The following is an 11,400-nucleotide window of genomic DNA, read 5'->3' as shown; positions in this document are numbered from 1 at the left end:
CGCATGGATGCGAAAAGCGAGCCTACACGGACGTACTTGCGGCGTGTCCTGCACAGCCACCCCGCCCCGCCCCGCCCAACCCCCGGCCCCGCAGCTTTTGACGTTGCCCTTGCCGTTGCTTCAAGCCCGCGCGCAAGCGCAGAAAAACCCTTACCAGACCAGGTCATCCGGAATCTGGAACTGCGCGTAATACGCATCGTCTTCGGCATTGCCGGTGGAGGCCACCGTGCTCTCGCCGGCCTGGCCGTGGTCGACCGCAATCAGTTCCGGGGCGCGCTCGCGCACCTTTTCCGCCGCCGCGCGTGGCAACAGCGCATACCCTTCGCCCGCCGCCACGATCACCAGCGCACCGGCCGACAGCGCCTTGCGCAGCTTGGCATCGATCAGCAACGTGCGGATCACCTCGCCGTGGGTGAAGCGGTACTCGCTCTCGCCCGCGTGCGGAACCGCATGCGCCTGCACGATCTGCCGCGCCTGCGCGCGGCCCTCGGTGGCACGCAGCTGCGCATTGCGTTCGGCGGCGATGGCGCGGTCACGCTCGACCTTCTCCAGCCGCACGCGCTCGGCCTCGCGCTGGATCTCCGCCGATGCGTCCGGCGCCTTGCCCTGGCGGGCCTTGGCCTGCTCGCGGGCCGCAGCACTCGCCTGCGCTTTCTTGGCCAACCCGGCCTTGAGCAATTGTTCCTGCAGCGCGTTCGGCTTTGCCATGGTCCTGCCTGCAACTGGTCTATCTTAGGGACACCCATGATACCGGAGCCCCGGCGGCACCATGCCCTCCCTGAAATACCTGACCGGCTACCCCGAACCCCTGCAGGAGCAGGTACGCCAGCTGCTGGCCGAAGACCGCCTGGGCGCCCTGCTGCAGCGCCGCTATCCCGAAGCGCACGAGGTCCGCAGCGACCGCCAGCTGTATGACTACACCCAGGACCTGAAGGACCGCTACCTGCGCAAGTCGGTGCCGCTGAACAAGGTCTGCTACGACAACAAGCTGGAAGTGGTTAAACATGCGCTGGGCCTGCACACGGCCATCTCCCGCGCGCACGGCGGGCGGTTGAAGGCCAGCCGTGAAATCCGCGTGGCCAGCGTGTTCCGCCAGGCGCCGGCGGCCTTCCTGCGGATGATCGTGGTGCATGAACTGGCGCACCTGAAGGAAGCCGACCACAACAAGGCCTTCTACCAGCTGTGCCAGCATATGGAACCGGACTACCTGCAGCTGGAATTCGACACCCGGCTGTTCCTGACTGAACTGGCCCACCGCGGCGGCTGAAGCAGCCAAACGCCGTGGCAGGTACACTGCGCGCCCCCTAGAGGTTCCCTGCCCCATGCTCCCCACCCGTCTCGACAAACGCCTGGCCGAACTGCTCGGCTGCCCCCGTGGCGAAGCCCGCCGCTATATCGAAGGGGGCTGGGTGCGCGTGGACGGCCAGGTGGTGGAACAGCCGCAGGCGCAGGTCACCACCGAGACGGTAGAGATGGACCCGGCCGCGCGCGATGAGAAAACCGAGCGCGTCAGCATGCTGCTGGCCAAGCCGGTCGATGCGGCCGCGCACACGCTCAGCGCGATGGTCACCCCGGAATCGCAGAGCCCGCTGGACCTGGGCAGCATCCGTCCGCTGCAGCGCCACTTCCACGGCCTGCAGCTCGCCGCCGCGCTGCCTGCATCGGACAGTGGCCTGGTGGTGGTCAGCCAGGACCCGCTGATCATCGCCCACCTGCAGCAGCAGCTTGCGCGCACCGAACAGGAATTCCTGGTGGATATCCAGGGCGAGCGCGCGATGTGGGACGTGGCCCGGCTGCAGACCGGCCTGAAGGAGAACGGACGCACCATCCCCGGCTGCAAGATCAGCTGGCAGAGCGAACAGCGGCTGCGCTTTGCCGGCAAGGGCCTGCATCCGCGCATGCTGCGCGAAGCCTGCGCCGGCGCGTCGATGCAGGTGGTGGGCATCCGCCGCCTGCGCATCGGCCGCGTCTCGCTGGGCAAGCTGGCGCCGGGCAGCTGGCGTTACCTGGGCAGCGACGAGCGCTTCTGACCAGTACACTGCGCGTGCACCGGCCTGCCGGTTAGGATCGGCGCATGAGCAAACCCCTCCCCCTGTGGCGCCGGCTGCTGCGCGGCCTGGCCACCGTGCTTGCGCTGCTGGTGTTGCTGGTACTGTCCGGCCTGCTGCTGGCCGACCATCTGACCCCGCAGGCGCGTGGCGAAACATCGCACGTGCTGCCGGTGCACCCCACGCAGACCCGCATCGACCGCGAGGTAAGCGCGCTGCAGGCGGCGCATCCCGGCGCATCTGGCGTGGCCTTCCTGTCCGATGGGCTGGATGCCTTCGCCGCGCGTGCGGTGATCACCGAACGCGCCGAACGCAGCCTGGACCTGCAGTACTACATGTGGAAGGACGACCTGATCGGCCACCTCATGGCGCGTTCCCTGCACGATGCCGCCGAGCGTGGCGTGCGGGTACGGATCCTGCTCGACGACATGAACGCGCAGGACAAGGACGCGCTGATGATGGCGCTCGACACCCATCCCAACATCGAGATCCGCCTGTACAACCCGTTCCGCAACCGCAATGGGCCGTGGCGCATGCTGGAGATGGTGCAGCGGTTCTTCTCGGTCAACCACCGCATGCACAACAAGAGCTGGATCGCCGATGGCCGGGTCGCCATCGTCGGCGGCCGCAACATCGGCGAGGAGTACTTCAGCGCGCGCCCGGACGTGAACTTCCGCGACCTGGACCTGCTGGTGGCCGGCGAAGCGGTCGGCCAGGCCAATACCGTGTTCGACGATTACTGGAACAGTGAAGCAGCCGTGCCGATTGCCGCGCTGGCCTACCACACCCGCCAGCAGCTGCGCCTGCTGATGCGCGAATCAGACAACGAAGCACGGCTGGAATCGGCCAGGCCCTACCTCGCGGAAGTGGCGAAGTCGCGGCAGCGTGCGCGTGCCAGCGCGGCGCCACTGCACTGGAGCGCCAATGTGCGCATCGTTTCCGATCCGCCCATGAAGCACCGCCGCGATGACCCGCAGAACTGGCTGGTCAGCGACCTGGTCCAGATGCTGACGGCGTCGCAGCACAAGGCCCTGCTGATATCGCCGTACTTCGTGCCTGGCAACGAGGGGCTGGATGGCCTGTCCCGCTTGAGCGAGCGCGGCGTGCAGGTCGGGGTGGTCACCAACTCGCTGGCCGCCAACGACGTGGTCGCCGTGCATGGCGGCTACATGACCTACCGCGTGCCGCTGCTGCAGGCCGGCGTGCAGCTCTACGAACTGAAGGCCCATGGCAACGCGACCAGCTCCGGCCTGTTCGGCAGCAGCGGCGCCAGCCTGCATACCAAGGCCTTCGTGCTGGATGACCGGCACGGCTTCGTCGGCTCCTTCAACCTGGATCCGCGCTCGGCCTACCTCAACACGGAAATGGGCGTGATCTTCGACGACCCGGTGCTGGCGGCCCAGCTGACGGCCGAGTACCTGCGGCTGTCCAGCCCGGAACAGAGCTGGTGGCTGGCACTGGACCAGCAGGACCGGGTGCGCTGGCTGGAACGTGAGCCACCGCCGCGCTGGATGACCGCCGAGCCCGACAGCAGCCTGCGCCTGCGCACCAGCGCGCGGGTGATCAGCTGGCTACCGCTGGAATCGCAGCTGTAGCGCCACTCAGTCGTCGCCGTCGTGTTCGTCGGCCAGGGTTTCAACCGGCCGCCCGTGCAGGCGCCGCCAGATCCACAGCAGCGCGTGCGGCGGGGTACCCGGCAACTGCTCCAGCCAGGCCAAGCCCTGGCTCTTGCCGATGTGCCCATGCCGGGCCAGCAGGCTGGCCGCTGCCGCGGCGCGAGCGAAGCGCAGCGTGCGCGGCAATCCGCTGTCGCTGTTGCTGGCCTGAAGCGCCTCGTGCACCGGCGCGGGCAGCTCCCAGGCCGCGGCCACGCGCTGGGCGACCGGCAACGTCCACTGACGCAGCACCGCCTCGGCGGTGGGATAGTCCAGCGGGACCTGCAGCGTCTGCGCTTCCTGCAGCAACTGTTTCATCACCAGCGCCGCGCCCAGGCCCTGGGTGAGCCCCAGCCACTGCGCGGCGAACGGATCCTGCTGGCTGACCGTGCGGGCGTGGTCGGCCGCCGCGCGCGAGGACAGCAGCGCATGTTCCCAGATGATGGTGCTGAACTGCGGGAACTCACTGCACTGCAGGTGCATGACCGGCTGCACCAGCACCGCGCTGATGATCTGCCGGATGCCTTCCGTGCCAACCAGGGTGATGGCCCGCTGCAGGCTGTCCACCGGCCGCTCCTGCATGCGGAAAGCCGGGCTGTTGGCGATGCGCAGCAGGTTGCCGGTCAGCACCGGATCCTGGCCGATGATCGCCGCGGTCGCCCGCGCAGAGGATTCCGGATCGTTGACGGTCTGGATCAGCTGCGGCAGCAGTTGCGGCCGCCGTGGCAACTGGCGCGCGCTCCAGTCACGTGACAGCAGCGCTTGGCGGGTGGCCTCGAGCAGGGCTTCGTTGCAGGCAGCGCCCCCCTCAAGGGCGGGGTGCAGGGCCAGCGCATACAGGCCGGAGTGCAGCCGCGCCTCGGCATCAGCATCGGCGTCGACGCCGCCAGCGGCAGCCGTCCCGGCCGGCGCAGCGGCTTCGGCCACGAAGACATCATGGCGCCGCGTGTGCGGGTGCGTGGCATGCCCCGCCCCTGCACGGCCGAACAGCCGCCCCCACCAGCCAGCCCAGCCACTGCTGCCCGTCATGCTCATCGGCCCGCCCCGGATGGCCCGGCAACGCGGGCGTTGGATTGCTTCACTGCCACCGCACCGTTCCTTGGGTTCAGGCGGACACCGCCGTGCATCCAGCATCGGCCGCTACGGTGGGTTCTTTAACCGCGGCCCCCATCCCGCGACGGGGCCCGGACGTGCACAACACCACCCCGGGGAATGGACTAGAATGGCGCCGCGCGGCCCGTCCCCTGAACTGACGACGTCGCTTTTTTTGTTTCTGCACCCTTATCGTTGCTGGCCTGTTCGAAGTGGTTCGCTGCTGTTCACGCCAACGGAGTCGCCATGCTATTCGAAACCCTCGCCACTACCGGTCACGAGCAGGTCGTTTTCTGCAACAACCCCGATGCCGGGTTGCGCGCCATCATCGCCCTGCACAGCACCACCCTGGGCCCGGCCCTGGGCGGTGTGCGGATGCGCCCCTACGCGAGCACCGACGAGGCATTGGCCGACGTGCTGCGGCTCAGCCGCACGATGACCTACAAGAACGCACTGGCCGGCCTGAACGTCGGCGGTGGCAAGGCGGTGATCATCGGTGACCCGCGCACCGACAAGACCGAAGTGCTGCTGCGTGCCTTCGGTCGGCAGGTCGATGCGCTGGGCGGTCGTTACATCACCGCCGAGGACGTCGGCACCGATGTCAACGACATGGAAAACATCTACCTGGAAAGCCAGTTCGTCACCGGCGTCCACCAGGTTCACGGCGGTTCCGGTGACCCGGCCCCGTTCACCGCCTACGGTGCGCTTCAGGCGCTGATGGCGTCGCTGCAGGCCAAGCTGGGGCACGAAGAAGTCGGCAAGACCAGCATTGCCGTGCAGGGGCTGGGGCATATCGGCATGGAACTGGTGAAGCTGCTGCGCGACCGCGGTGCGAAGCTGTACGTGACCGACCTGGATGCGTCGCTGGTGGACCGCGCGGTGTCCGAGTACGGTGCCGAGGCGGTGAAGCCGGACGAGATCCACGAGGTCAACGCCGATGTGTTCGCGCCATGTGCGCTGGAAGGTGCGATCAGCCTGGACGTGTTGCCGCGGCTGAAGGCGCGCATCATCTGCGGCACCGCCAACAACCAGCTGGCCAATCCGGAAGTGGGCGATGAACTGCACGCGCGCGGCATCCTGTACGCGCCGGATTACGCGGTGAATGCAGGCGGGGTGATGAATGTCTCGCTGGAAATCGACGGCTACAACCGCGAACGCGCAATGCGCCTGATCCGCAGCATCTACCACAACCTGGGACGCATCTTCGACCTGTCCCGGCGCGAGAACATCGCGCCGCAGCGCGCGGCCGACCGTATCGCCGAAGCGCGCATCCAGTCGATCGGCAAGCTGAAGCTGCCGATGGGACGCGCCACCCCGCGCCTGGGCGACCTGCGCGCCGGCTGACCCCGGACCCCGCGATACCGGCACGGAAAGCCCGGTAGCGCCGAGCCGTGCTCGGCGAGCGCGAAGCGCGGCGCCTTCCATCGGACAACGCGGCGCCGCCCCGGAAAGCCGCGCGATCTGAACATACCGGCACGGACAGCCCGGTAGCGCCGAGCCGTGCTCGGCCAGCGCGAAGCGCGGCGCCTTTCATCGGCCAACGCGGCGCCGACCCGCAAAGCCGCGCGATCTGAACATACCGGCACGGACAGCCCGGTAGCGCCGAGCCGTGCTCGGCGAGCGCGAAGCGCGGCGCCTTTCCTCGGCCAACGCGGCGCCGACCCGCAAAGCCGCCGAGCGTGGCTCGGCGCTACCGCAAAATCAGAAGCCGGTGCTGTAGTTCAGCGCCGCCTGCGATACGTCGAGGCCACCACCGAAACGCTGGTCGTAGCCGAACGACACCCGGCCGCTGCGCCCCAGCCCGGCTTCCAGCGCCACGCCGACCAGGCCGGACGCGCGCGGCAGTGCGCCGGAAACCAGCGGCGCCCACGCCTCCACGCCGGTGAAGCCGGCCTGCGCATCGAAGCCCGCGCTGGACAGCTCCTGCTGCCATTCGGAGTAGCCACGCAGCGTCCAACGTTGCCACTGGCGTTCGGCGCGCAACCCGGCCATGGCCAGGCTGCGCCGCGCCAGGTTGTCCTGCATGCGCAGGCCGAAGCCCAGCCCGCCCTGCTCGGCGAACCCGTCCGAGCGCACCTGCACCTGGCTGGCCGCCACGTACGGCGTCAGCGCCGTACGCGGGCCGCCAAAGCGCAGCCCGGATTCCACGCTGACACTGGCGAAGCGGCCGCCGTAACGCGCGCCCGCAGCTACCGCCTGCGCACCGAGCAGCAGCTGCCGGTCCACTTGGCGCTGGAACTGTCCAGCACCCAGTTGCGCCAGCAGGTAGCCACGCCCCTCGCTCCAGCCGGCGTACAGCTGCGCCTGTGCCTGGCGATCACGACCCAGTCCGCCGTTGTCGTTGCCACTGGCGTTGCTGCGCACTTCGCCGAAGGCCACGCCCAGCACGCCATTGCCGCCCAACGCGCTTTCATGACCCACCATCCAGCCCCGGGTCTGCGCTCCATTGCCGGCGAAATTGCCCTGCCCTGCCTCGCCCAGCGCACGCTGCCACGCACCGCGCAGCGCCGGGCGAGCCTGCACCTCGCCGAAGCGCGCCGCCACCGCCCGGCGGCTCATGTCCACGCTGTCGAAGGTGGCCTGGGTGGCCAGTGCGTGGGCCTTGCCGGACAGGCTGTCCAGGCTGGCCGACAGGCCACTGATGCCACCGGGCGTGCGCTGCAGATCGCCGGCCGCATCAGCGAACGCGCTGCCCTGCAGGTCCGGGCTGCCATCGAGCAGCTCGAAGGCGCGCTCCACCCGCCCGGCCGATGCCAATGCGCGCGCATCCAGCGACGCCGCGCTGGCTGCGGCGACCACGCTGACCCGGGTCAATTCCAGCCATGCCGTGGTGCTGTCATAGCCGTACGAAGATTCCAGCAGCGACACGCCGTTCTGGCCCACCGCAGCGGTGTTGAACTGGCCGGACAACCCACCCTGTGCCCGGATCAACGACTGCCGCGTGCCATCGGCCGGCACATAACCGGCGATCGCGCCATTGACCAGCACCCCACCCCCCTGCAGGGTCGCCGTGCCGGTGACCTGCAATGCGTTGACACCCAGCGCGACCATCAGCTGGGCACCGTCGCGCTGGACGTAATTGCCTTCGATGGTGGCATCGGCGTTGGCGCTGGTCAGCACCACGCTGGCGCCGTTGTCGACGTTGCCGACCACCCGGGTGGTGCCGTTCATGAACTGCAGCGCGGCGCCACTCGGGCTGCCGGCCTGGGCGACGATGCTGACGCTGGAGGTGATCGAAGCGCCGCCGCGCAGCGCCAGCGTGCCCTGTTCGATGCGCGTGGCACCGCTGTAGGTATTGCGTCCCGACAAGCCCAGCGCGCCGACGCCCTGCTTGACCAGGCCGCCGGCCCCGCTGAGGTCGTTGCTCCATACCGAATCCAGCCCGAGCCGGTTGACGCTGACGCTGACATCCCCCCAGTCCAGTCGCCCTGGACCGTTCACGGCCTTGCCGACATTGAGCAGCCCGTTGCCGAACACCGGATCCACGCCGGCAGCGCCGAGGTCGGTGGCCGTGCCCAGCAGGGTCTGGCGGACCAGGTCGTTGCTGAAATACGGATAGCGTTGCCAGACCAGCGCCGCCGCGCCGGAGACCAGCGGCGCCGCATAGGACGTGCCCCAGCCGTAGTAATAGCTTGCGGTCGCCGTGGTCGCCTGTGGATCCGGATAGACCGCGGTGCCGGGCGCGGCCAGGCAGTAACTGGCGGCTTCGCCGCAGGCATTGGCGTAGCTGGCAAGCTGGGTCGGGGTGACCGTGTCCACGGCGGTGACCGCCAACCAGCCGCGCACCAGGTCGGCCGCGGGCAGGCTGCCACCGACACCGGGGCGGCTCGGCAGCGCGGCCATGTTCGACGGGGTGGACCTGCCGTCATTGCCGGTGGCAAACACCACCAGTCCGCCGTTGCTGGTGATGAACGGGCGGTACTCGTCGGCGATCTGTGCGGTTGTCGCTGCGTTGGTCCAGTACAGGCCACCCCAGGAGTTGTTCATGATCTTGACACCAGCATTGACCAGATCGCGATGCACCGGCGCCAGGCCGATCGCACCACTGACCTGGTTGCCATTGCCGCTGCCGTCGTCCACGGGCCGCTTGTCGGCGATGATCCGCGCCGAGACGATCTCCGCGCCGGGCGCCACGCCGACCTGCGAGCCGGCGTAGTCGCCGCCGGCGGCCAGCATCGACACGGTGGTGCCATGCCCGACCACGTCATCGCGTCCCAGGTCGTTCTCCCGCGGATCGACATAGGTGTAGTTGGCGACCACACGACCGGCCAGCGCTGGATGGGTGCGGTTGACGCCTGAATCCACGACGCCGATACGCACGCCCTGCCCGGTCAGCCCGGTGCCCAGCGCGTTGATCGCGGTGAGATGGCCCTGCCTGCTCGGCTGCGGCGGCGCTTCGGGCGGCGGCGTGGTGGGAGGCGGGGTCACCGGCGGTGGCGTGACCGGCGGCGGCGCGGGCGGTTCGACGCGGACATTGCCCCCGCCGCCACCGCCTCCGCAGGCGCTCAATGCCGCGGCCAGCGCGATGGCCAGCGCGGTCTTCATCCCTGTAGCCGTATTCAGTTGAACCCGTTTCATCCCTGTATCCCCCGTCGAAGGTATCGAGTGCCGCACTCGCCAGATGCTGGCGCTCGGCCAGCCAACCGGCAGTCAGGGGCACCGCCTATACTGGCGTCCCCCACGCAGTCTGCCGGGATTCGCGTCGCCTTCCAACGGCTCGCGTCTCCTTTTCCGAATTTGCTCACGCAACAACGAGATTGCCATGTCCAACATCGTCATCGCCGCGGCCAAGCGTACTGCCATCGGCTCCTTCCTCGGCCAGTTCAACGGCGTCCCCACCCCGACCCTGGGCGCGACCGCGATCGCCGCCGCGCTTGAAGCCTCCGGCGTGCCGGCCAGCGACGTCACCGAAGTCATCATGGGCTGCGTGCTGCCGGCCAACCTGGGCCAGGCGCCCGCCCGCCAGGCCGCCATCGCCGGCGGACTGCCGCTGTCCACCGGCGCCACCACGCTGAACAAGGTGTGCGGTTCGGGCATGAAGGCGATCATGCTGGGGCATGACCTGATCAAGGCCGGCTCGGCCAGCATCGTGGTCGCCGGTGGCATGGAATCCATGTCCAACGCGCCGCACCTGCTGCCCAATTCGCGCACCGGCAACCGCTTCGGCAACTTCCAGGCGGTGGACCACATGGCCCACGACGGGCTGGTCAATGCCTACGATGGCAAGGCGATGGGCGAGTTCGCCGAGTGCGCCGTGGACAAGTACCAGTTCAGCCGCGAAGAGCAGGATGCCTACGCGATCGAGTCGGTCAAGCGCGCCCAGGCCGCGCAGGCCAATGGCGCGTTCGCCGATGAAATCGTCGCGGTGAAGGTCGCCAGCCGCAAGGGCGAGGTCGAAATTTCCGTCGACGAGCAGCCCACCCGCGCCGACATCGCCAAGATCCCGACCCTGCGTCCGGCGTTCAAGAAAGACGGCAGCGTGACCGCCGCCAGTTCCTCCAGCATCTCCGATGGTGCCGCTGCGGTGGTGCTGTTGTCCGAAGACGATGCCAACGCCCGCGGCCTGCAGCCGTTGGCCCGCATCGTCGCCCACGCCACCCACTCGCAGGAACCGGAGTGGTTCACCACCGCCCCGATCGGCGCGATCCACAAACTGCTGGACAAGGCGGGCTGGACCCTGGCCGATGTCGACCTGTTCGAGGTCAACGAGGCATTCGCGGTGGTGGCGATGGCGCCGATGCGTGAACTGGGCATCGCGCATGACAAACTCAACGTCAATGGCGGTGCCTGCGCGCTCGGCCATCCGATCGGCGCATCCGGTGCGCGTCTGGTGGTCACCCTGGTCCACGCATTGCGCAGCCGCGGCGGCAAGCGCGGGATCGCAACGCTGTGCATCGGCGGCGGCGAAGCAACGGCCATCGCCATCGAGTTGATTTGATTGGATTTAACGCCCGTTTCGCAAAACTGAATGCGGGATCGCTTGACAGCCATTCGTGGCTTGTCATCATGTTGGCGGCGCGCAACTGCGCGTTGCCTATCTAACGACGACGAGGATTCACCAAATGAGCATCAACAAGCTGCTGGTTGCTATGTCCCTGGCCCTGGCCCTGGCTGCCTGCTCGAAGCAGGAAGCTGCCCAGGACGCCGCTGCTTCGGCCAACGAAGCTGCCACCGAAGCGCAGGCTGCTGCTGACCAGGCTGCTGCCGCTGGCACCGCCACCGCCGACGCTGCCCAGCAGGCCGCCGACACCGCCGCTACCGCTGCTGACGCTTCGGCCGACGCTGCCGGTGCCGCCGCTGGCGCCGCCACCGACGCTGCTGCCGACGCAGCTGCTGACACTGCCAAGGCTGCCGAAGGCACCGCCGAGCAGGCCAAGGACGCTGCTGAAGAAGCCAAGAAGTAATAACTTCTTTCTTCACGCTGTTCTGAAGAAGCCGCTGGTTCGCCAGCGGCTTTTTCTTTGCCCGTCGTTCGGGGGTGGTCGAACGGGTGGGACCCCCTCGCGGGTGGCTTCAAAGCAGCAGCCTTGGTCTGGGCCGGGCGGTGGGGCTGTGCGGGGGACGGCAAGAGCCGCTCCTGCGGGCCTCGTTTCGCGCCATCCATG

The 11,400-nt window shown here is 68.6% G+C and carries 9 protein-coding genes; 6 read left to right on the top strand and 3 right to left on the bottom strand.

What is annotated here, in order from left to right; genetic code table 11:
* Positions 1–150: 150 nt before the first annotated feature.
* Complete coding sequence (locus ABE522_RS16810; RefSeq protein WP_101100370.1) at positions 151–708, bottom strand: DUF2058 domain-containing protein; 558 nt, start codon at positions 706–708, stop codon at positions 151–153.
* 61 nt (positions 709–769) lie between these two features.
* Here ABE522_RS16810 and ABE522_RS16805 point away from each other — a divergent pair, with 61 nt between their 5' ends.
* Genes ABE522_RS16805 through ABE522_RS16795 form a run of 3 tightly spaced genes read left to right on the top strand, consistent with a single transcriptional unit; the run spans position 770 to position 3,643 of the window.
* On the top strand, positions 770–1,267 hold the full coding sequence (locus ABE522_RS16805) for a M48 family metallopeptidase (RefSeq protein WP_346592679.1): 498 nt from the start codon (positions 770–772) through the stop codon (positions 1,265–1,267).
* 55 nt (positions 1,268–1,322) lie between these two features.
* Positions 1,323–2,030, top strand: a complete 708-nt coding sequence (locus ABE522_RS16800; protein WP_346592678.1) for an RNA pseudouridine synthase — start codon at positions 1,323–1,325, stop codon at positions 2,028–2,030.
* Positions 2,031–2,074: 44 nt separating this feature from the next.
* Positions 2,075–3,643 (top strand): phospholipase D family protein, encoded by a 1,569-nt coding sequence (locus ABE522_RS16795; RefSeq protein WP_346592677.1) that lies wholly within the window; start codon positions 2,075–2,077, stop codon positions 3,641–3,643.
* 6 nt (positions 3,644–3,649) lie between these two features.
* Here ABE522_RS16795 and ABE522_RS16790 read toward each other — a convergent pair whose 3' ends face one another.
* Positions 3,650–4,738: an HDOD domain-containing protein gene (locus tag ABE522_RS16790; RefSeq protein WP_346592676.1), complete on the bottom strand. Its 1,089-nt coding sequence runs from the start codon at positions 4,736–4,738 to the stop codon at positions 3,650–3,652.
* Positions 4,739–5,041: 303 nt separating this feature from the next.
* Between ABE522_RS16790 and ABE522_RS16785 the strand changes: the two genes are divergently transcribed.
* Entirely contained in the window at positions 5,042–6,139 is a 1,098-nt protein-coding gene (locus ABE522_RS16785) for a Glu/Leu/Phe/Val family dehydrogenase (RefSeq protein WP_346592675.1), read from the top strand.
* Positions 6,140–6,496: 357 nt separating this feature from the next.
* Here the strand turns inward: ABE522_RS16785 and ABE522_RS16780 are convergent, their stop codons facing one another.
* Complete coding sequence (locus tag ABE522_RS16780; protein WP_406846386.1) at positions 6,497–9,358, bottom strand: S8 family serine peptidase; 2,862 nt, start codon at positions 9,356–9,358, stop codon at positions 6,497–6,499.
* Between the two features lie 199 nt (positions 9,359–9,557).
* Between ABE522_RS16780 and ABE522_RS16775 the strand changes: the two genes are divergently transcribed.
* On the top strand, positions 9,558–10,733 hold the full coding sequence (locus ABE522_RS16775; protein WP_182657713.1) for a thiolase family protein: 1,176 nt from the start codon (positions 9,558–9,560) through the stop codon (positions 10,731–10,733).
* 124 nt (positions 10,734–10,857) lie between these two features.
* Positions 10,858–11,199 (top strand): hypothetical protein, encoded by a 342-nt coding sequence (locus tag ABE522_RS16770; protein WP_042614545.1) that lies wholly within the window; start codon positions 10,858–10,860, stop codon positions 11,197–11,199.
* Positions 11,200–11,400 lie beyond the last annotated feature (201 nt).

Origin of the sequence: Stenotrophomonas lacuserhaii (genome assembly GCF_039674585.1) — a bacterium.
GTDB classification, from domain to species: Bacteria; Pseudomonadota; Gammaproteobacteria; order Xanthomonadales; family Xanthomonadaceae; genus Stenotrophomonas; species Stenotrophomonas pennii_A.
This window is presented reverse-complemented; position numbering and strand designations above follow the sequence as displayed.

Excerpts from the sequence above, each read along its gene's own strand:
- ABE522_RS16810 (WP_101100370.1), bottom strand. The coding sequence starts at position 708 with ATGGCAAAGCCGAACGCGCTGCAGGAACAATTGCTCAAGGCCGGGTTG.
- ABE522_RS16805 (WP_346592679.1), top strand. The coding sequence starts at position 770 with ATGCCCTCCCTGAAATACCTGACCGGCTACCCCGAACCCCTGCAGGAG.
- ABE522_RS16800 (WP_346592678.1), top strand. The coding sequence starts at position 1,323 with ATGCTCCCCACCCGTCTCGACAAACGCCTGGCCGAACTGCTCGGCTGC.
- ABE522_RS16795 (WP_346592677.1), top strand. The coding sequence starts at position 2,075 with ATGAGCAAACCCCTCCCCCTGTGGCGCCGGCTGCTGCGCGGCCTGGCC.
- ABE522_RS16790 (WP_346592676.1), bottom strand. The coding sequence starts at position 4,738 with ATGAGCATGACGGGCAGCAGTGGCTGGGCTGGCTGGTGGGGGCGGCTG.
- ABE522_RS16785 (WP_346592675.1), top strand. The coding sequence starts at position 5,042 with ATGCTATTCGAAACCCTCGCCACTACCGGTCACGAGCAGGTCGTTTTC.
- ABE522_RS16775 (WP_182657713.1), top strand. The coding sequence starts at position 9,558 with ATGTCCAACATCGTCATCGCCGCGGCCAAGCGTACTGCCATCGGCTCC.
- ABE522_RS16770 (WP_042614545.1), top strand. The coding sequence starts at position 10,858 with ATGAGCATCAACAAGCTGCTGGTTGCTATGTCCCTGGCCCTGGCCCTG.